24 protein-coding genes and 1 riboswitch are annotated in these 26,259 nt (G+C 69.1%); of the genes, 7 read left to right on the top strand and 17 right to left on the bottom strand.

The annotated features are described in order from the left end of the window. Positions 1-41: 41 nt before the first annotated feature. From C4B30_RS12045 to glyQ, 4 genes are read right to left on the bottom strand one after another with little or no spacing between them, the layout of a single operon-like run. Entirely contained in the window at positions 42-806 is a 765-nt protein-coding gene (locus tag C4B30_RS12045) for a lysophospholipid acyltransferase family protein (protein WP_027785377.1), read from the bottom strand. Between the two features lie 43 nt (positions 807-849). Continuing rightward, positions 850-1,413, bottom strand: coding sequence for a D-glycero-beta-D-manno-heptose 1,7-bisphosphate 7-phosphatase (gene gmhB, locus C4B30_RS12050; RefSeq protein ID WP_027785376.1), 564 nt, complete (start codon positions 1,411-1,413; stop codon positions 850-852). A gap of 10 nt (positions 1,414-1,423) precedes the next feature. Beyond that, complete coding sequence (gene glyS, locus C4B30_RS12055; RefSeq protein WP_027785375.1) at positions 1,424-3,523, bottom strand: glycine--tRNA ligase subunit beta; 2,100 nt, start codon at positions 3,521-3,523, stop codon at positions 1,424-1,426. A gap of 22 nt (positions 3,524-3,545) precedes the next feature. Continuing rightward, positions 3,546-4,550 carry a glycine--tRNA ligase subunit alpha gene (gene glyQ, locus C4B30_RS12060; protein WP_080681364.1) on the bottom strand — a complete coding sequence of 335 codons (1,005 nt, stop codon included), beginning with the start codon at positions 4,548-4,550 and terminating at the stop codon, positions 3,546-3,548. Positions 4,551-4,836: 286 nt separating this feature from the next. On the opposite strand from glyQ, the gene C4B30_RS12065 reads away from it, so the two are divergent. After that, on the top strand, positions 4,837-6,510 hold the full coding sequence (locus tag C4B30_RS12065; protein ID WP_034185489.1) for a hypothetical protein: 1,674 nt from the start codon (positions 4,837-4,839) through the stop codon (positions 6,508-6,510). A 46-nt stretch (positions 6,511-6,556) separates the two neighbouring features. Here C4B30_RS12065 and lnt read toward each other — a convergent pair whose 3' ends face one another. From lnt to C4B30_RS12100, 8 genes are all read right to left on the bottom strand, one after another. Further along, positions 6,557-8,257: an apolipoprotein N-acyltransferase gene (gene lnt / locus C4B30_RS12070; RefSeq protein ID WP_027785373.1), complete on the bottom strand. Its 1,701-nt coding sequence runs from the start codon at positions 8,255-8,257 to the stop codon at positions 6,557-6,559. Between the two features lie 53 nt (positions 8,258-8,310). Beyond that, positions 8,311-9,198, bottom strand: coding sequence for an HlyC/CorC family transporter (locus tag C4B30_RS12075; RefSeq protein ID WP_027785372.1), 888 nt, complete (start codon positions 9,196-9,198; stop codon positions 8,311-8,313). A 306-nt stretch (positions 9,199-9,504) separates the two neighbouring features. After that, entirely contained in the window at positions 9,505-9,654 is a 150-nt protein-coding gene (locus C4B30_RS35640) for a hypothetical protein (protein ID WP_167375372.1), read from the bottom strand. 70 nt (positions 9,655-9,724) lie between these two features. Continuing rightward, complete coding sequence (locus C4B30_RS12080; RefSeq protein WP_027785371.1) at positions 9,725-10,357, bottom strand: gamma-glutamylcyclotransferase; 633 nt, start codon at positions 10,355-10,357, stop codon at positions 9,725-9,727. A gap of 11 nt (positions 10,358-10,368) precedes the next feature. Continuing rightward, a complete protein-coding gene (gene ybeY / locus C4B30_RS12085) occupies positions 10,369-11,145 on the bottom strand; it encodes an rRNA maturation RNase YbeY (protein ID WP_027785370.1) in 777 nt (258 codons plus the stop codon). A gap of 132 nt (positions 11,146-11,277) precedes the next feature. Continuing rightward, positions 11,278-12,321 carry a PhoH family protein gene (locus C4B30_RS12090; protein WP_027785369.1) on the bottom strand — a complete coding sequence of 348 codons (1,044 nt, stop codon included), beginning with the start codon at positions 12,319-12,321 and terminating at the stop codon, positions 11,278-11,280. 33 nt (positions 12,322-12,354) lie between these two features. Further along, the gene (gene miaB, locus C4B30_RS12095) at positions 12,355-13,728 is read right to left on the bottom strand and encodes a tRNA (N6-isopentenyl adenosine(37)-C2)-methylthiotransferase MiaB (RefSeq protein ID WP_027785368.1); all 1,374 of its coding nucleotides are present in this window, start codon (positions 13,726-13,728) and stop codon (positions 12,355-12,357) included. A 213-nt stretch (positions 13,729-13,941) separates the two neighbouring features. Beyond that, the gene (locus C4B30_RS12100; protein ID WP_027785367.1) at positions 13,942-14,874 is read right to left on the bottom strand and encodes a LysR family transcriptional regulator; all 933 of its coding nucleotides are present in this window, start codon (positions 14,872-14,874) and stop codon (positions 13,942-13,944) included. Positions 14,875-15,020: 146 nt separating this feature from the next. Between C4B30_RS12100 and C4B30_RS12105 the strand changes: the two genes are divergently transcribed. The 3 genes from C4B30_RS12105 to ribB all read left to right on the top strand — a co-directional run bounded on the left by C4B30_RS12105 (position 15,021) and on the right by ribB (position 18,267). Further along, positions 15,021-16,196 (top strand): MFS transporter, encoded by a 1,176-nt coding sequence (locus C4B30_RS12105; protein WP_027785366.1) that lies wholly within the window; start codon positions 15,021-15,023, stop codon positions 16,194-16,196. 219 nt (positions 16,197-16,415) lie between these two features. After that, positions 16,416-17,102, top strand: coding sequence for a helix-turn-helix domain-containing protein (locus C4B30_RS12110; RefSeq protein WP_027785365.1), 687 nt, complete (start codon positions 16,416-16,418; stop codon positions 17,100-17,102). A 187-nt stretch (positions 17,103-17,289) separates the two neighbouring features. Beyond that, positions 17,290-17,438: riboswitch (FMN riboswitch) on the top strand. A gap of 118 nt (positions 17,439-17,556) precedes the next feature. Next, positions 17,557-18,267: a 3,4-dihydroxy-2-butanone-4-phosphate synthase gene (gene ribB / locus C4B30_RS12115; protein ID WP_027785364.1), complete on the top strand. Its 711-nt coding sequence runs from the start codon at positions 17,557-17,559 to the stop codon at positions 18,265-18,267. A 71-nt stretch (positions 18,268-18,338) separates the two neighbouring features. On the opposite strand, the gene C4B30_RS12120 is transcribed toward ribB, so the two are convergent. From C4B30_RS12120 to C4B30_RS12140, 5 genes are all read right to left on the bottom strand, one after another. After that, positions 18,339-19,025: an HAD family hydrolase gene (locus C4B30_RS12120; protein WP_027785363.1), complete on the bottom strand. Its 687-nt coding sequence runs from the start codon at positions 19,023-19,025 to the stop codon at positions 18,339-18,341. Between the two features lie 188 nt (positions 19,026-19,213). Further along, a complete protein-coding gene (iolG, locus tag C4B30_RS12125) occupies positions 19,214-20,200 on the bottom strand; it encodes an inositol 2-dehydrogenase (RefSeq protein WP_027785362.1) in 987 nt (328 codons plus the stop codon). A gap of 75 nt (positions 20,201-20,275) precedes the next feature. After that, positions 20,276-21,103 (bottom strand): TIM barrel protein, encoded by an 828-nt coding sequence (locus tag C4B30_RS12130; protein WP_027785361.1) that lies wholly within the window; start codon positions 21,101-21,103, stop codon positions 20,276-20,278. 38 nt (positions 21,104-21,141) lie between these two features. Beyond that, positions 21,142-22,161 (bottom strand): hypothetical protein, encoded by a 1,020-nt coding sequence (locus C4B30_RS12135; RefSeq protein ID WP_027785360.1) that lies wholly within the window; start codon positions 22,159-22,161, stop codon positions 21,142-21,144. A gap of 143 nt (positions 22,162-22,304) precedes the next feature. After that, on the bottom strand, positions 22,305-23,369 hold the full coding sequence (locus C4B30_RS12140) for a LacI family DNA-binding transcriptional regulator (protein ID WP_027785359.1): 1,065 nt from the start codon (positions 23,367-23,369) through the stop codon (positions 22,305-22,307). A 165-nt stretch (positions 23,370-23,534) separates the two neighbouring features. Here C4B30_RS12140 and C4B30_RS12145 point away from each other — a divergent pair, with 165 nt between their 5' ends. The 3 genes from C4B30_RS12145 to C4B30_RS12155 are packed head-to-tail and all read left to right on the top strand — an operon-like array spanning position 23,535 to position 26,216. After that, positions 23,535-24,617, top strand: a complete 1,083-nt coding sequence (locus C4B30_RS12145) for a fatty acid desaturase family protein (protein WP_027785358.1) — start codon at positions 23,535-23,537, stop codon at positions 24,615-24,617. Between the two features lie 35 nt (positions 24,618-24,652). Continuing rightward, on the top strand, positions 24,653-24,961 hold the full coding sequence (locus tag C4B30_RS12150; RefSeq protein WP_027785357.1) for a non-heme iron oxygenase ferredoxin subunit: 309 nt from the start codon (positions 24,653-24,655) through the stop codon (positions 24,959-24,961). A gap of 4 nt (positions 24,962-24,965) precedes the next feature. Then, entirely contained in the window at positions 24,966-26,216 is a 1,251-nt protein-coding gene (locus C4B30_RS12155) for an NAD(P)/FAD-dependent oxidoreductase (RefSeq protein WP_027785356.1), read from the top strand. The last annotated feature ends 43 nt before the right edge of the window (positions 26,217-26,259 follow it).

Consider the following 26,259-nt stretch of genomic DNA (forward strand, 5'->3'; position numbering starts at 1 on the left):
TCGCTTCTTTTTGTCGTACGCAACGGCTGCAATCCGGGGCTTCAGGCGCGCGCGGCATCGCGGGTGCCGGCGTTGCCCGCCTGACGATATGCATCGGGATCGATGCGGCGCATTTCCGCTTCGATCCATGCTTCGACCTGCGAGTTCAATGCGTCGGGCGTCAGCCCTTCGCTGGGGATCGGCTTGCCGATCGACACCGTGACGACGCCCGGGAATTTCGTGAACGAGTTGCGCGGCCACACACGACCTGCATTGTGCGCGATCGGCACGACCGGCGTGCCGGTTTCGATCGCGAAACGCGCGCCGCCCGTCTTGTACTTGCCCTGCTTGCCGACCGGCGTGCGCGTGCCTTCGGGGAACATGATCATCCATGCGCCTTCCGACAGGCGCTTCTTGCCCTGGCGGATCACGGAGGTGAACGCGTTCTTGCCTTCCTTGCGGTTGATGTTGACCATGTGCAGCAGCCCGAGCGCCCAGCCGAAGAACGGCACGTACAGCAGCTCGCGCTTGAACACGTAGCAGAGCGGCTTGGGCATCAGCGCCGGAAACGCGAGCGTCTCCCACGCGGACTGGTGCTTCGACAGCAGCACGGCCGGGCCGTCGGGCAGGTTCTCCATCCCTTCGATCCGATAGTGGATGCCGTTCAGCCAGCGCACGACCCACAGCGTCGACTTGCACCAGCCGGCCGCCATCCAGTAGCGCGCGTCGGGGCGCATGAACGGAAACGCGATGAAGCACGCGGTGGCGTACGGCACCGTGTACAGGATGAAGTAGATCAGCAGCAGCAGGGAGCGGACGAAGCGCATCGGCGTGAGTCTGGCGTTGGGGAGGATGCGCGCGGCAGCCGCATCACTCGTGTTCGTGTGAAAGAAAATCGAGCGCAAACGCGCGCAGGTCGTCGTGGACTTTCGTGCCGTCCGGCAGATTGCCCGCGGCGAGCGTCTTCTTGCCCTTGCCGGTCAGTACGAGGTGCGGCTGGAAGCCGACCGCGACGCCGGCCTGCAGGTCGCGCAGCGAATCGCCGACGGCCGGCGTGTGGCCGGGATCGATCTCGAAGCGCTCGGCGATCATCTGCATCATGCCGGGTTTCGGCTTGCGGCAGTCGCAGTGATCCTCGGCCGTGTGCGGGCAGAAGAACACCGCGTCGATGCGCGCGCCGACCGCGGCCGCCGCGCGATGCATTTTCAGGTGCATCGCGTTGAGCGCGGCCATGTCGAACAGCCCGCGACCGATGCCGGACTGGTTGGTCGCGACGACCACGCGGTAGCCCGCGTGGTTGAGCCGGGCAATCGCCTCGAAGCTGCCGGGCAGCGCGATCCATTCGTCGGGCGTCTTGATGAACGCGTCCGAATCGACGTTGATCACGCCGTCCCGGTCGAGGACGACGAGCTTTCGGTTGGGGCTGATCGGCATCGTGCGGCCCTTATGCGGCGAGCTTCGAGATGTCGGCGACGCAGTTCATCTGCTGGTGCAGCGCGGACAGCAGCGCGAGACGGTTCGCGCGCAGTGCCGGATCGTCCGCGTTGACCATCACGTCGTTGAAGAACGTGTCGACCGGCGCGCGCAGCGCGGCGAGCGCCGACAGCGCGCCCGTGTACGCACGCGCCTCGAGCTGCGACTGCACGTGCGGCGTGACGGCCGCGAGCTGTTCGTGCAGCGCCTTCTCGGCGGCCTCGACGAGCAGCGTCGGCTGCACCGCGCCGTTCGCGCCGCCTTCCGACTTCTTCAGGATGTTCGAGATCCGCTTGTTCGCGGCCGCGAGCGCTTCGGCTTCCGCGAGGTGCGTGAATTCGCGCACCGCGTCGAGGCGCGCGACGAGATCGTCGATGCGCGTCGGGTTCAGGCTCAGCACTGCGTCGATTTCGCCGGCCGAATAGCCGCGCTCGCGCAGCAGGCCGCGCAGGCGATCCATGAAGAACGCGAAGATGGCGTCGGTCGATTCGGCGACGCCCGGCACGCCGTCGAAGCGTGCATGGGCCGTGCGCAGCAGCGCCACGAGATCGAGCGGCAGCTGCTTCTCGAGCAGCAGGCGCAGCACGCCGAGCGCGTGGCGGCGCAGCGCGAACGGATCCTTCTCGCCGGTCGGCGCGAGGCCGATGCCCCAGATGCCGACGATCGTTTCGAGCTTGTCGGCGAGCGCGACGGCGGTCGACACCGGCGTGGTCGGCAGTGCGTCGCCGGAGAAGCGCGGCTGGTAGTGCTCGGCGCAGGCGAGCGCGACGTCGTCGGCTTCGCCGTCGTGGCGCGCGTAGTACGTGCCCATCGTGCCCTGCAGTTCCGGGAACTCGCCGACCATGTCGGTCAGCAGGTCGGCCTTCGCGAGACGCGCGGCGCGCTTCGCATGGATGGTGTCGGCGCCGATCGCCGGGGCGATCTCGCCGGCCAGCGCCTCGAGGCGTTCGACGCGTGCGAGCGCCGAACCGAGCTTGTTGTGATAGACGACGTTCGCGAGCTGCGGCACGCGCTCGGCGAGCGGCTTCTTCTTGTCCTGCTCGAAGAAGAACTTCGCATCGGCGAGGCGCGGGCGCACGACGCGCTCGTTGCCTTCGATGATCTCGCCCGGCGTCTTCGTCTCGATGTTCGAGACGATCAGGAAGCGCGAGCGCAGCTTGCCGCCGACGTCGGTCAGCGCGAAATACTTCTGGTTCGTCTGCATCGTGAGGATCAGGCATTCCTGCGGCACCTGCAGGAATTCGTCCTCGAAACGGCACGGATAGACGACCGGCCATTCGACCAGCGACGTCACTTCGTCGAGCAGCGATTCGGGCATCACGACCGTGTCGCCGTTCGCGTGCTCGTTCAGCTGCGTGCGGATCGTTTCGCGGCGATCGGCGAAATGCGCGATCACGCGGCCCTTGTCGCGCAGCGTGTCGGCGTACGCGTGCGCATGCTGGATCGCGACGAGGCCGTCGGACAGGAAGCGGTGGCCGAGCGTGGTGTCGCCGGCGTCGACGCCGAACGCGGTGACGGGCACGACGCGGTCGTCGTGCAGCACCGTCAGACGATGCACCGGGCGCACGAACTTCACGTCCGAGCCGTCCGGGCGCTGGTACGTCATGAATTTCGGGATCGGCAGCTTCGCGAGCGCTTCGTCGAGCGCGGCCTGCAGGCCGTCGGCGAGCGTGGCGCCGGCCGCCGAATAGTTGATGAAGAACGCTTCGGCCTTGCCGTCCTGCGCGCGCTCGAGATCGGCGATCGACGCGTTCGGGTGGCCGAGCGCCGCGAGCTTCTTCGCGAGCGGGGCGGTCGGCTTGCCTTCGGCGTCGAGCGCGACCGACACGGGCAGGACCTTTTCGCGGACCTGGCGATCGGGCGCGACGGCGCGCACGTTCTGCACGACGACCGCGAGGCGGCGCGGCGTGGCGTAGCGTTCGAACACGAGTTCGCCTTCGACGAGGTCGCGCGCCGCGAGGCGTTGCGCGAGACCTTCGGCGAATGCGTCGCCGAGGCGCGCGAGGGCCTTCGGCGGCAGCTCTTCGGTCAGCAGTTCGACGAGCAGGGGGGCGGGATGATTATGCGTCATGGTTGGAATGAATCTCGTCTCGTCAGTCCTGATCGATCTTGCGTTCGACCTTGAGCGGCGGCGCCCATGCCGGCTGCGCGGCGTCCTGGGCGTCGGTGGTGAGGCCCGGCACGCCCGGCGGGTTGCCGAGCATCGGGAAGCCGAGCTTCTCGCGCGAGTCGTAGTAAGCCTGCGCGACGAGACGCGACAGCGCGCGGATACGGCCGATGTACGCTGCCCGCTCGGTGACCGAGATCGCGCCGCGCGCGTCGAGCAGGTTGAACGTGTGGCCGGCCTTCAGCACGAGTTCGTACGCGGGCAGCGCGAGCTGCGCGTCGATCATCTTCTTCGCTTCCGCCTCGTAGCTGTTGAAGAACGTGAACAGCAGGTCGACGTTCGCGTGCTCGAAGTTGTAGGTCGACTGCTCGACCTCGTTCTGGTGGTACACGTCGCCATACGACAGGCGGCGCAGCTCGGGGCCGTTCGGGCCTTGCTCTTCCCACTCGGTCCACACGAGGTCGTACACGTTCTCGACCTTCTGCAGGTACATCGCGAGGCGTTCGAGGCCATACGTGATCTCGCCGAGCACTGGCTTGCATTCGAGACCGCCGACTTCCTGGAAATACGTGAACTGCGTGACTTCCATGCCGTTCAGCCACACTTCCCAGCCGAGCCCCCACGCGCCGAGCGTCGGGTTCTCCCAGTCGTCCTCGACGAAGCGCACGTCGTTCTGCTTCAGGTCGAAGCCGAGCGCTGCGAGCGAGCCGAGGTACAGGTCGAGGATGTTTTCCGGCGCCGGCTTGAGCACGACCTGGTACTGGTAGTAGTGCTGCAGGCGGTTCGGATTCTCGCCGTAGCGGCCGTCCTTCGGGCGGCGCGACGGTTGCACGTACGCGGCGCGCCACGGCTCGGGGCCGACCGCGCGCAGGAACGTGTGGACGTGCGACGTGCCCGCGCCGACTTCCATGTCGATGGGCTGGAGCAAGGCGCAACCCTGCTTGTCCCAGTAGGACTGCAGCGTCAGGATGATTTGCTGAAACGTAAGCATGAAGAGCCTTCGTGGCGCTGGCGCTCCGTTGCGGACGGCGCTCCGGGCGGGCCCGGAGGGTCGGCTCGCGCGGCGGCGCGGCTTGTTAGTGTGCTGAAACGCGTAATTTTACCGGATCGGCGACCGGATGCGGCCGGAAGGCGGATGCAGGCATTGCCGCACCGGTCCGGCGGCCCGCGCATACGGGCTCGGGCGCCCATGTCACGGCGCTTCGCGCGGGCGTTAAGATGCGCGTATTGCGGTGCGCGTCGTGCGTGCCGCGTCACTGCTTGCCGATGCCGATTGCATGGACGAACCGACCGACATTCTGATTCCGCTGCTTCCGCCGTTCCTCGCACTGCTCGGGCGCGCCGCCGACGCGCAGGCGCGCGGCGAGCGCTCCGCGCACGAGCTGTGGCTCGCCGCCGCCGCCCATCTGCATGCGGTCGATGCGGCGGCGATCGCGCAGTTCACGGCCACGCTGGTTGCCCGACAGCGCATGGCCGACGCGGTTGCGCTCGCCGAATGCGCGGCGCGTGCGCAGCCGGGCGCGGACGCGTACTTCAACCACGGCTACGCGCTGCAGATGGCCGGCCGCCACGCGGATGCCGTCGCACCGTACCGCGCGGCGCTGGCGCTCGATGCCGGCTGGCCGTCGCTGCGCAACAACCTCGCGATCGCGCTGCGGCTGTCGGGCGGTGACCGCGCGGACGAGATCGCGCTGCTCGATGCGGCCGTGAAGCACGATCCGCACGACGTGCAGGCGTGGATCAATCTCGTCGTCGCGCGAATCGCGGCGCAGGATCTGGACGGTGCGCTCGCGTGCGCCGCGCGGCTCGCCGACCTCGCGCCCGACAACGCGCTGGCGATGAACAACGTCGCGATGGCGATGAAGGAGGCGCAGCGCTGGGACGATGCCGAGCGCCATGCGACGCGCGCGTGCGAGCTGGCGCCCGACGATGCGTCGTACCGCTTCAATCTCGCGATCATCCAGCTCGTGCGCGGCAACCACGCGGCCGGCTGGCGCGGCCACGAGGCGCGCTGGGACGGCGCGGGCGAGTTGCGAGGCCGCCGGCCGGCGCTGCCGGGCCCGCGCTGGCAGGGCGAGCCGCTCGCCGGCAAGACGCTGCTGGTGTGGGGCGAGCAGGGGCTCGGCGACGTGCTGCAGTTCTGCCGCTTCGTCGCGCCGCTCGCCGAACGCGTGCATCGCGAGGGCGGCCGGCTCGCGTGGAATACGTTTCCGGCGCTCGGCACGCTGATGCAGCGCAGCCTCGGCGCGCACGCGGACACGTTCGGCGCGGGCGGCGGCGTCGACGCGCTGCCGGCATTCGATTACGAAGTGCCGCTGATCGGCCTGCCGCTGATGCTCGGCATGGAGGCATCGACGCTCGCCGCATCGGTGCCGTATCTGCGGGCCGAGCCGGGCGCACGCGACGCATGGCGCGCGCGGCTCGCGGGCGACGGCCGGCTGAAGGTCGGCCTCGTGTGGACGGGCAGTGCGGGCCATCAGCGCAATCCGTTCCGGCGCGTCGGGCTCGAGCGCTATGCCGACGCGTTTCGCGACATCGAGGGCGTCACGTTCCATTCGCTGCAGCCGGGGGCGGACGCGGATGTCGCCGCCGCGCGCGCGGCAGGTTTCGCGATCGAGGACTACACGGCCGAACTGAAGAGCTTCGACGATACGGCGGCGTTCATCGGCGCGCTGGATCTCGTGATCACCGTGTGCACGTCGGTCGCGCACCTGGCCGGCGCGCTCGGCGCGCGCACCTGGGTGCTGCTCGACGTGAATCCGCACTGGCCGTGGCTGCTCGATCGCCGGGACAGCCCGTGGTATCCGACCGCGACGTTGTACCGGCAGCCGACGTTCGGCGCGTGGGGGCCGGTAATGGAGGAAGTGAGCCGCGACCTGCGGCGGGTCGCCGCGCGGCAGGAACCGTCGAATCAATCGAATCAATCGGACCAGTCGACCCGGCAGGCCTGAACGGCCGGTTCGCGGTCACGGGCCGCCGCGCGGCCGGCCCGTTGCGTCATTGCGCTTCGTCGCCGCCGTGCCGCCGGCCGTTGCGTCGGCGCAGCCCGGGCCCGAACGTGAAGCCGAACGCGAGCAGCACGAACGACACCGCGAGCACGATGTTGTTGCCGCTCGTCACGTACGGCGTGAAGCCGCTCGTGCCTTCGATCCGCACGTCGAGCGAGCCGATCGTGAACGGCTTCAGCTGGCCGAGCACGCGACCGTGCGCGTCGATCGCGGCCGTCATCCCCGTGTTGGTCGAGCGCAGCATCGGCCGGCCCGTTTCGAGCGAGCGCATCCGCGCGATCTGCAGATGCTGGTCGAGCGCGATCGTGTCGCCGAACCACGCGAGATTCGTCACGTTGACGAGCACGCCGGGCGGCTGCGGGTTGTCGCGGATCGTCGCGGCGATTTCCTCGCCGAACAAGTCCTCGTAGCAGATGTCGGCCATGACCGGCTGGTTGTGCACGAGGAACGGTTTCTGCACGGGCGCGCCGCGCGCGAAGTCGCCGAGCGGCATCTTCATCAGATTGACGAACCACCGGAAGCCCCACGGAATGAATTCGCCGAAGGGCACGAGGTGATGCTTGTCGTAGTGATAGATGTCGCGCGAGTTCGGCGTCACGCCGTACAGGCTGTTCGTGTAATCGACGTAGCGGCCGTCTTCCGTCACCGACGCACCGACCGCGCCGAACAGCACGGCCGAACCGGTCGTGTCGCTGAACTTGCGGATCGCGACGGCGAACGGTTCGGGCAGTTCCTGGATCATCACCGCGATCGCGGTCTCGGGCGTGACGATCAGGTCGGCCGGCTTCTCGACGATCATCTGCTGGTACATCTTGATCGCCGCGTCGATGCCTTCCTGCTCGAACTTGATGTCCTGCTTCACGTTGCCCTGCAGCAGCCGCACGGTGAGCGGCGCGTTCGCGGGCACGGTCCACGTGATTTGCGACAGCCCGAGGCCGGCCGCGACGAGCGCGACGGCGATGACTGCCGGCGCGGCGATGCGCACGCGGGCGTTGCCGTTCGATGAGCCGTCGCCGCCGTCACGCGCCGGCGACGGGCGGGCGGCGGCGAGCGCCTGCACGACCAGTGCGGCGAACAGCGCGAGCACCCACGCGATCCCGTACACGCCGACCACCGGCGCAAAGCCCGCGAACGGGCCATCGACCTGCGGGTAGCCGCTGCCGAGCCAGGGAAAGCCGGTGAACACGGTGCCGCGCAGCCATTCGCCGAGCGCCCACGCGCTCGCGAACGCGAATGCGCCGTGCCAGGTCGGCGAGAACGGCCGCGGGTCGGGCTCGCGGCGATGCCACGCATGGCCCGCGCAGAACGACCACAGCCCGGCCGAGAGCGCGGGGTACAGCGATAGATACAGCGAGAACAGCACGAGCGCGCCGCCGGCGAGCGGCGCGGCCATCTCGCCGTACACGTGCATGCTGATGTAGAGCCACCACACGCCGCTGATGAAGTTGCCGAAGCCGAACGCGCCGCCGGTGAGCGCGGCGCCGCGCCAGCTCGACGTGCGCGTCAGCTGCGCGAAAAACCAGACGAATACGATGAGCTGCAGCCAGCCGCCATGCGGCGTGGGCGCGAAGGCGAGCGTGTTGGCCGCGCCGGCGAGCAGCGCGGCCGGATAGTGCCAGCGCGGCAGTGCGCGGCCGGGCGTCGGCGCAAGAAGGCCGCCAGCCGGGCGGGACGGGATCGGATCGTCCATGTGAAGCGGAAGAGGGGCGAGCGGTTGAAGGAGGCGCGGCTGGCGCGCAACGGTCAGTCTTCGTGCGAGGTTTCGGCGCGACGGCTGGCGAGCGGGTTGCGGCGCACCAGCAGCACGTGAACCTGGCGCGCATCGCCGCGCTGGATCTCGAACACGAGATTGCCGAGCTGCAGCTTCTCGCCGCGGTGCGGCACGCGTCCGAAATGATGGGTGATGAGCCCGCCGATCGTGTCGACTTCGTCGTCGGGGAAATCGGTGCCGAACACCTCGTTGAACTGCTCGATCTCGGTGAGCGCGCGCACGCGGTAGCGGCCGTCCGGCCCCGCGATGATGTTGCCGGCTTCCTCGTCGAAGTCGTATTCGTCCTCGATGTCGCCGACGATCTGTTCGAGCACGTCCTCGATCGTGATCAGACCCGCGACGCCGCCGTATTCGTCGACGACGATCGCCAGATGGTTGCGGTTCACGCGGAAGTCGTGCAGCAGCACGTTCAGCCGCTTCGATTCCGGAATGAACACGGCCGGGCGCAGCATCCCGCGCACGTCGAACTCTTCCTCGGCATAGAAGCGCAGCAGATCCTTCGCGAGCAGCACGCCGATCACGTTGTCGCGGTTCTCTTCGTACACCGGGTAGCGCGAGTGCGCCTTTTCGAGGACGAACGGGATGAAATCCTCGGGCTTGTCGGCGATGTTGATCGCGTCCATTTGCGCGCGCGGCACCATGATGTCTCGCGCGCACAGATCGGATACCTGGAACACGCCTTCGATCATCGACAGCGAATCGGCGTCGATCAGGTTGCGTTCGTGGGCGTCCTGGAGGATTTCCAGCAATTCGCCGCGGGATTCGGGCTCGGGCGAGATGAAGTCGGTCAGGCGCTCGAGCAGCGAGCGCTTTTCTTGCGGTTTGTCGGTTGGCTTACGACTGGGATACGAATCGTTCATGGTGGTGCGCCCGGGTCATGCCGGGGCGCGCGGTCACGGAGTAGGCAAGGATACACCAAGGGCACGACGCGGCCGTGTCACCCGGCCGCACGGCCAGGATGGGCGGCACGCGCGGGCCCCGCTCGCAGGCGGCCGCGCCGGGCGCGACGTCGTCCTCGGGTCCATCCTATCGCAGAAAGAGCCGGCGGGGCGCGATGGCCAAAAAACGGTGGCGGAAAGGGCTGCGGGAAGGGCTGCGCGCCCCGACGCGGGAAACGGCCGACGACGGCGGCATTCTGCCGCAGGCGGGCGCCGCCGGTGCGCGGCTCAGAACCGCATGCCGGCCGAGCAGCCGCCGGCGGCCGCGCCGTTGGTCGCGGCGCCGCCGCAGCCGAGTATCCCGCAGCCGGACAGCGCGACGCTCGCGGCGACGAGCAGCGCGGCGACTCTGCAGCGGGACCAGCGTGACGGTTTCATCGGCAGTCTCCTCGTGCGGATGCGCGGGCGGCGCTGTGTCGCATGGCGGCAGGCCGGGCGTCGTGTCGGATCACCGGCATCGCGCGAGCAACCCTTCCAGCGCGCGGTCGGGGATGCCGCTCGCGCGCAGCGCGTCGACCGTGCGGCTCACGTAGTCGAGCGTCGTGCCGTAGCGGCCGGCCGCGCAGCCGAACACTTCCTTCACGACGGGGTCGGTCAGCTTGCCCGTATAGGTCGGTGCGTCGCGGCGCATCACGAACGCGAGCGCGTTCACGCGTTCGCCGGTCTCGAGCGAGCACGGCAGCCACGCGGGCCGGTACGAGCCCATCGGCATCTCGCGTTTCCACAATGTCTCGAGATGCGGCTGCGCGGTCGGGCCGGAGAGCCGGAACGCGATGCCCGCGCACGAGCCGCCGCGATCGAGCGCGAGCACGAGGCCCGGCCGTTCGGGGGTGCCGCGGTTCACGCGCGACCACAGGTAGAGCCCGCGGTGATAGCCGTGCACCTTGCCGCGCACGGCGGCGACGGTCGGCAGCCCGGGGTTCCAGATCAGCGAGCCATAGCCGAACAGCCAGAGATCCTGCCGGCCGTCCCAGTCGCGCATCGTATGCGCGAGCGACGCCGCGAGCTCGTCCTCCGTCAGCAGACGGCCTTCGCCGATCGACGGCGGGTAGGCGGGCGGCAGCATCGCGGCGTTACGCATCGGGGGAAGGCTTACTGATACGGGTTCGGGAAACCCAGTTTCGCGAGGATGTCGACTTCGAGCGCTTCCATTTCGGCCGCGTCCTCGTCGCTCGTCTCGTGGTCGTAGCCCTGCGCGTGCAGCGCGCCGTGCACCAGCAGGTGCGCGTAATGCGCCATGAGCGGCTTGCCCTGGTCGTGCGCCTCCTTCTCGACCACCGGGCAGCACAGCACGAGGTCGCCGATCACGGTGCCGTCGGGCGCCGCGTCGTACGCGAAGGTCAGCACGTTGGTCGGATAGTCCTTGTGGCGGTAGCCGGCGTTCAGCGTACGGCCTTCGTTTTCGCCGACGAAGCGCACGGTGAGCTGCGCGCTCGCGAACAGCGCCGGCTCGATCCATTCGGCGATCAGCTTGCGCTTGGGCAGCGTCTTGCGCACGTCGCTCGTGATCTCGTCGCCGTACTGCACGGACAGCTCGAATTCCAGCGCGCGCGGCTCGTCTTCCGGATCGTCCTCGCGCGGCGCGAATTCGGCGCCGACGTGCAGCGTCACGCTGTCGTAGTGCTCGGGCTGCAGCGCGAGCTTCGCACGCATCGCCGGATCGTTGTGCTGCGCGACGATCGCGACAGCCGCGTCGCCCGAGCTGCCCGACAGGTCGAACATCAGGCTGCGGCCGTCCGGGAAGTCGATTCGCAGCCCTTGTGCGTTGACGGTCCGGGCCTTGCCCTTCGCGTCGAACAGCGAAAGGCGGGGAGATTCCGACGCGGCGGACGGGGCGCGGCCGGATTTGCGGGAACGGGAGGATTTCATGACGCGTGCGGCGATTGGGACGCGTTGAGGATACACCAAACGACCGATCGCGCCCGAATTCGCCCGGGCGAAAAAAAGCCCGGCGCGCCGTCTGGCGGGCCGGGCCGGCAGGTCGGGGCAGCGCGCCGCCGCTCAGCCGTCCTGATGCTGCGCGTGGAATTCGTCGTACGCCTCGACGATGCGCGCGACGAGCGGATGGCGCACCACGTCCGCGCTCGTGAAGCGCGTGAGCGCGATGCCGCGCACGCCGCCGAGCACCTGTTGCGCCTCGACGAGGCCGCTCTTGTGGCCGCGCGGCAGGTCGACCTGGCTCGTGTCGCCCGTGACGACCGCCTTCGAGCCGAAGCCGATCCGCGTGAGGAACATCTTCATCTGCTCGGGCGTCGTGTTCTGCGCCTCGTCGAGGATGATGAACGCGTGGTTCAGCGTGCGGCCGCGCATGTACGCGAGCGGTGCGATCTCGATCATCTGGCGCTCGAACATCTTGGCCGTCTTGTCGAAGCCGAGCAGGTCGTACAGCGCGTCGTACAGCGGCCGCAGGTACGGGTCGACCTTCTGCGCGAGATCGCCCGGCAGGAAGCCGAGCCGCTCGCCGGCCTCGACGGCCGGACGCGTCAGCACGATCCGCTTGACCTGGTCGCGCTCGAGCGCGTCGACCGCGCACGCGACCGCGAGATAGGTCTTGCCGGTGCCGGCCGGCCCGATGCCGAACGTCACGTCGTGCGACAGGATCTGCTTCAGGTATTCGCGCTGCGCGGGCGTGCGGCCGCGCAGGTCGGCGCGCCGCGTGTAGAGCTTCGGCGCGGCTTCCTCGAGCGCTTCGTCGTCGAGCGGCCCGGCGGGTTCGTCGAACGGATGGTCGGGGTCGCCGCGAAAGCGCACGTCGAGCGGTTCCTGGCGGCCGTTGCCGGCCGTGTGGCGCACTTCGACCAGCGCGAGCTGGATGTCGTCGACCGACAGCGGATCGCGCGCGCGGTTGTAGAAATTTTCGAGCGCGGCGAGCGCGAGCTTGGCGCCGCGCCCGCGGATCGTGATCCGGTGGCCGCGCCGCGCGAGCGTGACGTCGAGCGCCTGTTCGATCTGCCGCAGGTTTTCGTCGAGCGGGCCGCAGAGGTTGGCGAGGCGCGCGTTGTCGTCGCGCGGGGCGGTGAATTCCAGTGCTTGGACGGTCTTCAAAGTAGCGTCGGGCTCCTGTCGGGCGTCAGTCGGTCAGTGGGTGGCCGCGCTCGCGTCGTCGCTGACGAGCACGAGCTCGCCGCGCAGCGAGTGCGGGTACGCATGGTTGATCTTCACGTCGATCATCTGGCCGATCAGGCGCGGGTGCGACGCGAGCGGCGCCGGGAAATTCACGACCCGGTTGTTCTCGGTGCGGCCCGCGAGTTCGTTCGGGTCCTTGCGCGACGGGCCCTCGACGAGGATCCGCTCGACCTTCCCGACCATCGACTGGCTGATGCGCGCGACGTTCTCCTCGATCGTCGCCTGCAGATGTTGCAGGCGTTTGAGCTTCACTTCGCGCGGCGTGTCGTCGGCGAGGTTCGCGGCCGGCGTGCCGGGGCGCGGGCTGTAGATGAACGAGAAGCTGGTGTCGTAGCTCATGTCGTGCACGAGCGCCATCATCTTGTCGAAATCCTCCTCGGTCTCGCCGGGGAAGCCGACGATCATGTCGGTCGACAGCGACAGGTCGGGGCGGATCGCGCGCAGCTTGCGGATCACCGACTTGTATTCGAGCACCGTGTAGCCGCGCTTCATCGCCATCAGGATGCGGTCGGAGCCGTGCTGGACCGGCAAGTGCAGGTGGTTCACGAGCTTCGGCACCTTCGCGTAGGTATCGATCAGGCGCTGCGTGAATTCCTTCGGATGCGACGTCGTGTAGCGGATCCGCTCGATGCCGGGGATGTCGGCGACGTATTCGATCAGCGTCGCGAAATCGGCGATGTCGGTCGAACCGGCCGTCAGCGCGCCGCGGTAGGCGTTGACGTTCTGGCCGAGCAGCGTGACTTCGCGCACGCCCTGGTCGGCGAGGCCGGCCACTTCGGTCAGCACGTCGTCGAGCGGGCGCGACACTTCATCGCCGCGCGTGTACGGCACCACGCAGTAGCTGCAGTACTTCGAGCAGCCTTCCATGATCGACACGAACGCGCTCGGCCCCTCGACGCGCGCGGGCGGCAGGTGGTCGAACTTCTCGATTTCAGGGAACGTGATGTCGACCTGCGCGCGGCCGCTCGCGCGGCGCGCGTCGATCATCTGCGGCAGGCGGTGCAGGGTTTGCGGGCCGAACACGAGGTCGACGTACGGTGCGCGCGACACGATCGACGCGCCTTCCTGGCTCGCGACGCAGCCGCCGACGCCGATCAGGAGGCCCGGCTTCGCTTCCTTCAGCTCGCGTACCCGGCCGAGATCGGAGAACACCTTCTCCTGCGCCTTCTCGCGCACCGAGCACGTGTTGAACAGGATGATGTCCGCGTCTTCCGGCGTGTCGGTCTTTTCGAGGCCTTCGGCCGCATTGAGCACGTCCACCATCTTGTCCGAGTCGTACTCGTTCATCTGGCAGCCGAAGGTCTTTACGTAAACTTTCTTGGTCATGGGGATTCGCCGTTCGCAGTGGTTGACCTGGGGGCGTCGTCAAGGGTGAGTCGGGACGGCCGTGCGCGGCACGCGAATCGCGCGCAGCGGGCAGGAAAGGCCGTCGGGAAAGCCGTCCATTATAGCTTTTCACGCCACGGCGGACGGGCGGCCGGTTGCGGGCGCGCGACGCCGGCTCGCGGTTCCGACCCCTCTATGACGGGAGGGCGGCCGTCATTGGCACGCGTTCAGCAAGTCGTTGAGCGCCGCTTCCTCGCGCGCGAAGCGTTCGACAAGAAAATCGAGCAGCACGCGCACGCGCGGCGCCATGTAGCGCTTGCCGTGATAGATCGCGTGCAGCGGCGCATCCTGGTGCCGCCAGTCGGGCAGCAGCACGCGCAGCCGGCCCGCGCGGACGTCGTCGGCGATATCCCACAGCGACTTCAGCGCAATGCCGTGGCCGCGCAGCGTCCATTCGCGCGTGAGGCCGCCGTCGTTGGTCTCGAACGCGGTCGACACGGGTACCGTATGGATCTGCACTTCGTCGCCGCGCGTGAAGTGCCAGACGTTCATCGGGCCGGACGCGATCGTGATCACGTTGCACGGAAAGCGGGCCAGATCGTGCGGATCGGCCGGCACGCCATGGCGCTCGACGAACGACGGCGCCGCGCACAGCACGCGCCGGTTGGTCGCGAGGCGGCGGGCAATCAGCGCGCCGTCGGGCGGCGCGGCGAAGCGGATCGCGAGATCGATCTCGTCCTGCCAAAGGTTCGACGACGAATCGGACGCCGTCAGCGAGAACGTGACGCCCGGATGAAGCGTCGTGAATGCGTCGAGCCAGTCGAGCAGCTGGTTGCGGCCGAAATCGGACGTCGACGACAGCCGCACCTTGCCGCTCACGACGTTGCGGCCCTCCTGCAGCATCGCATCCGCGTCGTCGAGTGCCTGCAGTGCCTGGCGGCAGCAGTTCAGGTACAGCTTGCCTTCGTCGGTGAGCCGCAATTGCCGCGTCGAGCGTTCGAACAGGCGCGTCGCGATCTTCGCCTCGAGCTTCGCGAGCCGTGCGCTCGCGGCGGCCGGCGTGAGGTTCAGCTTGCGCCCGGCGGCGGACAGGCTGCCCAGCTCGGCCGCCTCGACGAACAGCCGGATGTCGCCCAGTCGGTCCATGCGATTTTCCAGAAATATTTGAAAATGGTTCAAATGCCACGCCAATTATCAAATATAGGCGTCTTCGGGACAATGCGCGCACATCCCGCTTCTTGTGCGGTGCGGCACCGACCCGGCGCCGCGGCCGCCGCCTTCCGGAGAACGTCATGCCCCTTCCGTTACTGGCGCTCGCGATCAGCGCCTTCGCCATCGGCACCACCGAATTCATCATCATGGGCCTGTTGCCCGAAGTCGCGCACGACCTGGCCGTGTCGCTGCCGTCGGCTGGTCTCCTCGTCACCGGCTACGCGCTGGGCGTCGCGGTCGGCGCGCCGCTGCTCGCGGTGCTGACGAGCCGCATGCCGCGCAAGGCCGCGCTGCAGTTGCTGATGGCGATCTTCATCGTCGGCAACGTGCTGTGCGCGATCGCGTCCGGCTACGCGATGCTGATGGTCGCGCGCGTGGTCACGTCGTTCGCGCACGGTTCGTTCTTCGGCATCGGCGCGGTGGTCGCCGCGTCGCTCGTGCCGGCCGACAAGCGCGCGAGCGCGATCGCGCTGATGTTCACGGGGCTCACGCTGTCGAATGTGCTCGGCGTGCCGTTCGGCACGTTCGTCGGCCAGTTGCTCGGCTGGCGCGCGTCGTTCTGGATCGTCGCCGCGCTCGGCGTGCTCGCGCTCGGCGGCGTGGCCGCGCTGGTGCCGAACCGCCACGACAGCGGGCCGGTCGGCCTCGGCCACGAAGTGCGCGTGCTGAAGGAGCCGCAGGTGTGGCTCGCGCTGCTGATGACCGTGCTCGGCTTCGGCGGCGTGTTCGTCGTGTTCACCTACGTCGCGCCGATTCTCGAGACCGTGTCGGGTTATTCGCCGCGCGCGGTCGCGCTGATCCTCGTGCTGTTCGGCGCGGGGCTGACGATCGGCAATACGATCGGCGGCAAGCTCGCCGACCGCGCGCTGATGCCGTCGCTGATCGCGATCCTCGTCGCGCTGATGGCCGTGATGGCCGTGTTCGCGAAGACGAGCCACCTGCCGGTCGCGGCCGCCGTCACCGTATTCGTCTGGGGGATCGCCGCGTTCGCGACGGTGCCGCCGCTGCAGGCGCGCGTGGTCGAGAAGGCCGCGAGCGCGCCGCATCTCGCGTCGACGCTGAACATCGGCGCGTTCAACGTCGGCAATGCGGGCGGTGCGTGGCTCGGCGGCGTCGCGCTGGAGCACGGCTTCGCGCTCGATGCGCTGCCGTGGGTCGCGGTCGCGGTGACGTTCGCGGCGCTCGTCGTCACGGGGTTCGCGATGCGGCTCGATGCGCGCGGCCCGGCGCGCGGCGCGGCGCGGGCGGCGCAGTGAGCGTCGCCGCGGCGCTTGCCGCGGGCGACGCCATGGCGGCAGGAAAAGGTTCGCGAGAAACGCATTCCTCCGCGATGCTGATAACGGTGTGAAGATAACTTCGTTTGCCCGTGCAGGGGCGGGTGATAGCGTCTCGATACGCGCCATGACCGGCGCAACCCGATTCCGATTCCGGCTTACCCCCTACGCAGGGCCGCGCGGCGGCCCGGAGGCAATGCTATGTCTTCATCCCTGGCGCTCGTGCGCGACGTGTCTTCCTTCGAGTCCGGCAATGCCGCCGACCTGCGCGCGTCCGCGTCGCTCGACGCGCTCGAGCAGGTCGTCGGCGTGAACCTCGCGCGCTTGCGCGCCGAGCGGCAACTGTCGCTCGATGCGCTCGCGCGGCTGTCCGGCGTGTCGCGCGCGATGCTCGCGCAGATCGAATCGGCGCGCAGCGTGCCGTCGATCAAGGTGCTCTGCAAGATCGCGGCGGCGCTGAAGGTGTCGGTCGCCGCGTTCCTGCGGCGCCATGCGGTGAACGGTTTCGAGCACCTGGCGGCCGAGCGCGCGTCGCGCGTCGTCAGCTCGAACGGCCGCTTCTCGGCACGTGCGCTGTACCCGGAAGGCGAGCCGGCCGCGGCCGAATTCCACGAGCTGCGGATCGCGCCGCTGCATACCGAACCCGGCGCGCGCCGCGCACCCGGCACGACGGTCAACCTCGTCGTCAGCGAAGGCACGCTCGAAGTCAGCGTGCACGACCGCCGCCAGTTGCTCGCGACCGGCGACGCGATCGTGTTCGATGCCGACCAGCCGTACAGCCTGCGCAACCCGGGCGACAGCGAGGCGCGTGCGTTCCGCGTGACCGTGAGCCCCGAGGTGCCGCCGCGCTGGCTCGTGCCCGACGCGGCGCACGCGGCCGCCAACTGATCGCGCGGGCCGCGCGGCGCGACTGCGTTCCCCGACTTTCGCTGGACCGCGGGTCGGTCCGCCGGCCGTTTGGACGACGCCGTTAGACGGGGTCGTCAGTAAGGTTTTACCGGTAGTTCGCTGCGCGTCGCGCGCGGCTGTTGTATGCTTGGCCCGCCGGTGACGGGGCGTTCCCGTCCGGCAATCAGTGCGTCTTCAGGGCGGGGCGAAATTCCCCACCGGCGGTAGGCTGGCGTAAGCCGGCGAGCCCGCGAGCGCCCGCGCATCCGCGCGGGGTCAGCAGATCTGGTCGAATGCCAGAGCCGACGGTTACAGTCCGGATGAGAGAAGATGTGCAGATAGTCATGTCCGTCAGGGCCGCTTCGCGCTGCATGCGAAGCGGGTTGTCGTTCTGTCTGTTTGCAATGCCCTGAAACGTTTTTCGCCCAAATCGTATTTGCGAGGAGCGTTTCACATGTCCTTGATGTCCGTTTCGTCGGCGCCCGCCGACGCCTTTGCCGATCTCCCGTTGCTGGATTCCGAACCGGTGCCGCCGCGCATCGCCGCTGCGCTCGACGCGATGCGCGCCGGCCGCGCGGTCGTGCTGCAGGACGACCACGACCGCGAGAACGAAGCCGACCTGATCGTCGCCGCCGAGCGCATCACGCCCGAGACGATGGCGCTGCTGATCCGCGAGTGCAGCGGCATCGTGTGCCTGTGCCTGACCGACGACACGGTGCGCGCGCTCGAGCTGCCGCCGATGGTGCAGACCAACGAAAGCCGCAACGGCACCGCGTTCACCGTGTCGATCGAGGCGCGCGAAGGCGTGCATACCGGCGTGTCGGCGGCCGATCGCGTGACGACGATCCGCGCGGCGATCGCCGACGGCGCCAGGCCGCACGACATCGTGCGGCCCGGCCACGTGTTTCCGTTGCGTGCGCAACCGGGCGGCGTGCTGGCGCGCCGCGGTCACACCGAAGGCACGGTCGACCTGTCGATCCTCGCGGGCCTGAAGCCGGCCGGCGTGCTGTGCGAGCTGATGAATCCGGACGGCACGATGACGCGCGGCGACGATGTCGAGCGCTTCGCGCAACGGCACGGGCTGCCGATGCTGACGATCGCGGAGCTCGTCGAGTTCCGCGAGGCGCTGGCGGCGGCGCGCGAACGCTGCTGCGAGCCGGCCTGAGCGAGGGAAGGGCGGGCGCGTTCGCGCGCCCGGGGCGCGGCCGGATCGACCCGATCCGGCCCGCATGACAATCAGGACTGCACGTCGCCGAATTCGCCGCGCATGCCGGCTTCGACGAGCGCCGGCAGTTCGTCCATTTTGCGCATGATCCGCGTGATGCCCATCGCGCGCAGCGCATCCGCGTAGTTGTCGGGGATGTGGCTCGCGCCGACGAACGCGATCGTCTTCATCCCGGCCGCCCGCGCGGCATTCAACCCCGAGATGCTGTCCTCGACGACGACGCAGCGCGCCGGCGCGACGCCGAGCGTGTGCGCCGCATGCAGGTAGACGTCCGGGTAGGGCTTCGGCCGCGCGACCTGTTCGGAGCTGAACACGCGCTCGCCGAAGATCTCGGTGAGCGATGCGCGCTTCAGCGAGCTGCGCACGCGCACGAGCCTGCTGTTCGACACGACGGCGGCCGGCAGCGTGACCTTCAGCAGCGCGTCGCGCACGCCGCTGATCGGCGCGAGCGATTGCGCGAGCGCGACTTCGATGTTGTGCTCGATGGTCTCGATGAAGTTGGCGGGCATCTCGACCCCGAAGCGGGATTCGATGCCGGTGAGGAAACGCGACGTCTGCTGGCCGAATGCCGACTTCGCGGCGGCTTCGAAATCGAGGTTGGGGAACGTGGCGGACAGCGTGTCGAGCAGCACGCGGTCGGCGATGACTTCGCTGTCGACGAGCACGCCGTCGCAGTCGCAGATGAGGTGATCGAGCATGGTGATGAAAACGCGGGATATCGGCGACGCCGATCGATTCGCCATCATACGTGCTTTCACGCGCGGGCCGCGCGACGGGGCGGCAAATTTGCCCGATGCGGCCGTGCCGGTGCGGCATGCCGTGCCGGTGTGCCGCCGGGCGCGCGGCGGCGGCCCGCTTGCCCGGATCGCCGCCCCCGTTTGCTGCGTTACAGCTCGATCACGCGCCCCGTTTGCCACGACGTCATCGCGGCTTCGGCCAGTTCGAGCGCGGCGAGCCCGTCGTCGATCGTCGTCCTGACCGGCGTGCCGTCGCGCAGCGCGTCGACGAAATGCGCGATCTCGGCCGCGTACGCATGCCGGTAGCGTTCGAGGAAGAACGGCTCCGGCACGTCCGTCGCGATGCCGCCCGCGAGCCATGCGCTCACCTCGGTCGGCCGCACGTTGCCGGCCTGCAGCATCCCGTGGCTGCCGAGCAGTTCGAAGCGCTGGTCGTAGCCGTAGGCCGCGCGCCGCGACGTGTTGATCTGGCACAGCAATCCGCGTCGCGTGCGAATCGTCACGGCGGTCGAATCGATGTCGCCGGCGTCGCGCACGGCCGGATCGGTCAGGCAACTGCCCGTCGCGTGCAGCGTCTGCGCTTCGTCGCCGAGGATCCAGCGGAACACGTCGAAGTCGTGGATCAGCATGTCCTTGAAAATGCCGCCCGAGCTGCGGATGTAGTCGGCCGGCGGCGCGCCCGGATCGCGGCTCGTGACGACCAGCATTTCCGGCGCGCCGATCTCACCGCGCTCGACGCGTGCCTTCAGCGCCGCGAAGGTCGGGTCGAAGCGGCGCTGGAAGCCGATCATGCAGGTCACGCCGGTGCGCCGCACGACGTCCGCGCACGCACGCGAGCGTTCGACGGTGAGGTCGACCGGCTTCTCGCAGAACACCGCCTTGCCCGCGTTCGCGGCCGCGACGATCAGGTCCGCGTGCGTGTCGGTGCTCGACGCGATCACGACGGCCCGCACCGACGCATCGCCGAGCGCGCGCTCGATGTCGGCGACTTGCGCGCCATGCGTGTGGGCGAGTGCTTCGGCCGACGGCGCGTGCCGGTCGATCACGTACTTCAGTGTCGCGCCCGGATGGCGCGCGAGATTCGCCGCGTGGATCTTGCCGATTCTGCCCGCGCCGAACAAAGCGAATTCGATCATTTCGTCTTCCTCTGGATTCCGTTGTTTTCCCGATGTGCGACCGGTGTGGGCCTGCGCACCGTTACGACCGTCCGCTCAGCGATCCGTCAGCTCGCCGCGCACGTAGTCGATGCTCGCCCGCAGCCGGTCTTCGATGTCGCCGGCTTCGGCGATCTCGCTCGCGAACGGCTCGAACGACAACGCGCTGCGGTAGCCGCGCGCGAGCAGCTCGCGCAGTTGCCGGATGTTGCCGAGCCGGTCGGCGCCGCCGACCAGCACGCGGTGGCCGTCGCGCATCCGGTCGACCGGCAGGTCGGCTTCCTCGACACCCGAGATGTGCACGAGGCCCGTCAGGTTCGGGAAGAAGATGTCTTCGCCGGCGAGGTGATGGTGGAACGTGTCGTGCACGAGCCGGAACACCGGCTCGCCCGCCGCCGCGTAGATGCCCTTCACCGCGTCCGACTTGCGGCGCAGCGCGCATTCCTCGAAACCGAGCGGCTCGATGAAGCCGAGCAGGCCGCGGGCTTGAAGGATCGGCTTCAACGCCTTCAGCGCCGTCACGAGATCCGCATGGCGGGCGTCGGCGCCGCGCGTGTCGCCGCGGCTGTTGGTCGGGCACAGCACCAGCGCACGCGCGCCGCATTGCGCCGCGTAGTCGGCCAGCACGGTCGCCTCGTCCGCGCGTTCGGCGTTCCATTGCTCGAAGCGCTGCAGCGCGTTGATCGTCAGGATCGTCACGCCGCCGGCCTCGGCCGTCGCGCGTACGGCGGCAGCCGGCGTGCCGTCGGCGAGCTCGACGCCATCGAGATCGTTGCGGATCTCGATCGTGTCGACGCCGAGGCGCTGGCACAGCGCGACGTAGCGGTCGAACGGCAAGCGCGGCGCGCTCATCCGGTTCAGCGAAAAGTGGAAGGCTTGCGTCATCGTTCTGTCCTTGGGGCTTGAGTGGGGCGGGGTCCGAATCAGGCGCCGGCGTGCGCGGCGAGTGCCTGCCACGCGTCGCGCAGCCATTGCGCGCACGCGACGTTGTTGTCGAAGATCGAATAGCGTGCGCCGCCGCCGTAGTCGGGAAACGGGATGAACTCGCAACTGATCTGTTCGAGTCGTGGCGGCTGCGCGTGAGCGGGAGCCCGCGCTTGCACTTGCGTCTGCAGCAACTGGCGCAGCGCGGCTTTCCACGGGTCGAGCGCCGCCGCACGCCATTCGCCGTGATAGGCGCCCGGCGCGGGTGCGACGAACGGGTACTGGATGCCGCGGCCGGGCCTGCCGTCCGTGCGGCGCATCCAGCGGTTGTCGGGATTGTTCGGCGTCACGCTGCGCGCATGCGCGTGGCCGACCCAACCGCGCGCGATCCAGTCGGCATAGATCGCGGCGGGAGACGCCGGGTCGAGCATCGCGCGGCCGCCGTCGGCCGATTCGCGCAGGCCCGCTGCGTCGAGTTCGGCGCGATTGCCGATCTTGAACAGCAGGTGCGAATGATCGAGGGTGATCCGGAACGGTGCGCCGGCCTGCTCGACATGCCGCGCGACGCGCGCCACGCGCGCGAAATCCTCGCTCCACATGTCGACGTGCACTTCGAGGCTCGGCAGGCAGTTGACCGGCTCGCCCAATGCGTACGCGCGCAGATAGAAGTCGGCAACTTCGCGGTCCGACAGCGGATGGCCGTCCGCGTGATGCGCGAACAACTGGCAGTTGAGCACCGTGCTGCCGAAGCGCGCGCCTGCCGCGACGATCTCGGCGACATGCGCTTCGTCGCGGCCCGCGTACCAGATGCCGCCGATGACGCGAATGGGCAGCGCGTGGCGGTCGACCAGCGCGAAATAGGGCGACAGGTCTTCGCCGCGCATGGGATTCTTTTCGATGTAATCGAACACGCCGGCGGCGGCGACCCTCCGGAAACGCTCGGCGGGCGAGGGCGGCGGCAGCCCGTCGTGCTCGAGCACGCCGTCGAGGTTCACGCCGATGAGGATCGGTTCAGCCATCGTCTCCTGTCCGTTGTCGTCTATCGATGACTGACCAATGTACGGATGCGTGGCGCGGACTGCATGACAAACGTTGACGAAAAATCGCCAATGGCGTGGTCGATTTTTTCGCCACGCGCACGCGGCCCGCCGGGCGGCGGGATTCACGCCTGCAGGTACGCGCTGGTCCTCACGTTCGCCGGGCAGAACACGCGGAATTCGACCGGGTCGTCCGGCGGCGGCTGTTCGACGATGCCGCACGCATGCAGCACGTGCTGCAGCGCGGAAATCGCCTGCCCGTCGGGATCCTGGTCGATCGCGAGATCCATCGCGCCGGCTTCGATGAAGGTGCGGTGCTGGTCGATCATCTCGTGGCCGATCCACACGACGCGCCCGACCGCGCCGGCCTTGCGCAGCGCCGCTTCGATGCCGGCCGACCCGGCGCCGCTGTTGTAGATCGCGACCACGTCGTCGTGCGCCTGCAGCGCCTTCGACACGACGCGATAGCAGCGGTCGTCCTGGTCGAGCGTCTCGAATGGCGCGTCGTCGCAGCGTAGGGCGGCGAACGCGTCGGCGAGCTGGTCGCGGCAGCCGGCCATCCGGTCGGCGTGCGCGCGGTAGCCCATCCGGCCGCCGAGCAGCAGCACGCGGCCGGGACGCGCCGCGAGGCGGCCGATGTAGTAGCCGGCCGTGCGTCCGGCGCGATAGTTGTCGATGCCGGCAAAGTGCGCACGGTCGATGCCGCCGATGTCGGTGACCATCGTGACGACGGTCTCGCCACGCGCGATCGCGCCGGCCAGCGCGTCGCGCATGCGGGCCGTGTCGTGCGCGGTGACGATCAGCGCCGCGCGCCGGTACGCGGGCCGCTCGATCAGCACGGCGGCGCGCTCGTCGTCGGCGGCGGGCAGGATCGACCGGTGCACGACCACGCGCCGGTCGAGCATCTGCAGCGAGCGCTGCAGCGCCTGCTGCAACCGTCGGAAGAACGGCGCGTCGGTATCCGGCAGCAGCACGTCGACGTGGATCAGCCCATGCCGCGTGTCGGGCAGTTGCCGCGGCACGCCGAGCTGCCGCGCGGCCGCCACCACGCGTTCGCGCGCCTGCGCGGAGACGCTGCCGCGCTCGTTCAGGACGCGGTCGACGGTCGTCGTGCTGACGCCGGCGAGCGCCGCGATCTCGTCGAAGCGCGCGGTGCGCTTGCGCCAGCGCGGCCCGGATTCACCTGCCATGGTCGTCTCCATCGTGAGGGTCGCCATCGATCGCGTGGCGTTGTCGGGAACGCTAAAGCCATGGCGAAATTTCGTCAACGTTTCGATTGAGGCGGGGCGGCCGGTCGCCTAATTTCGGTCTTGTTGCGAAGCGCTTGCCGCGCACGAGAACCCGAGGAGACAGAAGTGGCCCATACCGACGACCCGGCGCGCGAGCGCGCGGCAGCGCGCCGTCAGGAATACCGAATGATCGGCGGCGCCGGCGAGCGCGCGCATGCGGCCGGGCTCGTCAACGCCGCGTGGTACCGGTGCGCGGTGCCGCGGCCGCTGATGAAGCAGCTGATGCAGCGCGGCGATGCGCGTGCGATTCGCGATACGCTGGTCTGGTACGCGGCGATCGCGATCAGCGGCGCGCTCGCGTGGCTGGCGTGGCGTGCGCATTCGGCGTGGGCGATCCCGGCGTTCTTCGTGTACGGCACGCTTTACTGCAGCCCGGCCGATTCGCGCTGGCACGAATGCGGGCACGGCACCGCGTTCCGCACGCGCTGGATGAACGACGCGTTGTATCAGGTCGCGTCGTTCCAGGTGTTCCGCCGCGCGACCGCCTGGCGCTGGAGCCATGCACGCCATCACACCGATACGCTGGTCGTCGGGCGCGATCCGGAAATCGCCGCGCCGAAGCCGACCGACTGGCTCGCGCTCGCGCTGAACGTCGTCGCGCTGAAGCACGTGGCCGGCGAGCTGCGCAAGATGATCGCGGTGTCGGTCACCGGCCGGCTCGACGACGAGGAGCGGACCTACGTGCCCGAATCGGAATGGCCGAAGGTCGTGCGCGAGTCGCGCATCCATCTCGCGATCTACATGCTGGTGACGGGCGCCGCGGTGTACTGGCACACGATCCTGCCGCTGCTCTACATCGGGCTGCCGAGCCTCTACGGCGCGTGGCTGTACCTGTATTTCGGCCTCACGCAGCACGCGGGCATGCCGGAGAACGTGCTCGATCACCGGCGCAACTGCAGGACCGTGATGATGAATCCGGTGTTCCGCTTCCTGTACTGGAACATGAACTATCACGTCGAGCACCACATGTTCCCGATGGTGCCGTTCCATGCGCTGCCGAAGCTGCACGACGCCGTGAAGGCCGACATGCCGCCGCCGTACCGCAGCACGCTGGCGGCCTATGCGGAGATCGTGCCGGCGCTGATTCGGCAGACCCGCGACCCGTCCGATTGCGTCGTGCGGCCGGTGCCCGATGCCGCGCGTGCATGAACGTTGCCGAACATCCAACGAAGGAGACACACACCATGACGCAATGGATCGACACCGGCGCGCTCCACGACATCGATGACGAAGACGTCGCGCGCTTCGATCATGCCGGCCGCACGTACGCGATCTACCGGATCGACGGTGAGGTTTACGCAAGCGACGGCCTGTGCACGCACGAGCAGGTGCATCTCGCGGACGGGCTCGTGATGGATCACGTGATCGAATGCCCGAAGCACAATGGCCGCTTCGACGTGCGCGACGGCCGGCCGCTGTCCGCGCCCGCCTGCGAGAAGCTGCGAACGTACCGCGCGAAGATCGAGGACGGCCGCATCCTGATCGAGGTATGACGCGATGACCAGCGACCGGGTGATGGCGATCGTCGGCGCCGGCCATGCGGGCGGCCGCGCGGCGCAGGTGTTGCGCGCGTCCGGCTGGCGCGGGCGCATCGTGCTGATCGGCGCGGAGCCGCATCCGCCGTACGAGCGGCCGCCGTTGTCGAAGGGCGTGCTGACGGGCGAGCGCGACGCGGCGCAATGCCGGTTGCGCGATGCCGAAGCATGGGCGGCCGATCGTATCGAGCGGATCGTCGCGACCGTCGAGCGCATCGATCCGCCCGCACGCGAAGTGCGCATGTCGGGCGGGCGCGTGCTCGGCTACGACGCGCTGCTGCTGGCCACCGGCGGCCGCGCGCGCCGTCTGGCCGTGCCGGGCGCGGCGCTCGACGGCGTATTCGCGTTGCGCACGCTCGACGACGCGGCCGCGATCGGCGCGCGGCTCGTGCCCGACGCGCGGATCGTGCTGATCGGCGGCGGCTTCATCGGTCTCGAAGTCGCGGCGTCGGCGCGCCAGCGCGGCTGCCGCGTGACCGTGCTCGATGCGGCGCCGCGGCTGCTGGGCCGCGCGGTGCCGCAAGCCATCGCGACGCGCGTGCATGCGCTTCACGACGAGCAGGGCGTGGCGATCCGTTTGAACCGGAAACCGGTTGCGATCGAGCGGACCTCGGGCGGTGCGCTGGCCGTCGTGCTCGACGACGGCGACACGCTGCTCGCCGACACGGTCGTGGCCGGCATCGGCATCGACCCGGCCGACGAGCTGGCGCGCGACGCAGGCCTCGCGGTCGAGCGCGGCATCATCGTGAATGCGCAGCTCGAGACCTCGGCGCGCGGCATTTTCGCGGCCGGCGACGTCGCGGTGTTTCCGAGCGTGTTGTCGGGCCGCCCGCTTCGGCAGGAGACGTGGCACGGCGCCGAGACGCAGGCGCACGTCGCCGCCCGCAACATGCTCGGCGCGGGCGAACCGTATCGCGACACGCCGTGGTTCTGGTCCGATCAATACGATGCGCAGTTGCAGGTGGCCGGCGAGCCGGCGCTCGGCACGCAGTCGGTCGCGCGCGTGCTCGGCGACGATGCGCACATCCATTTCCATTTCGACGCGGCCTCTCGGCTCGTCGCGGCGAGCGGCTTCGGCCGTGCAGCGGGATTCGCGAAGGAAATGCGGGTGGCGAGAATGCTGGTCGAGCGCGGGATCGAGGTGACGCCGGCGGCGGTCGCGGACGTCGGCGTGAAGCTGAAGTCGCTGGTGGCGGCCGTGAACGACCGGTAGAAAAACGCAAGGCAGTGAAGCGCGCGGCAGGGCAGGCCGCGCG

Source organism: Burkholderia sp. BE12 (assembly GCF_002959955.1).
GTDB lineage: Bacteria > Pseudomonadota > Gammaproteobacteria > Burkholderiales > Burkholderiaceae > Burkholderia.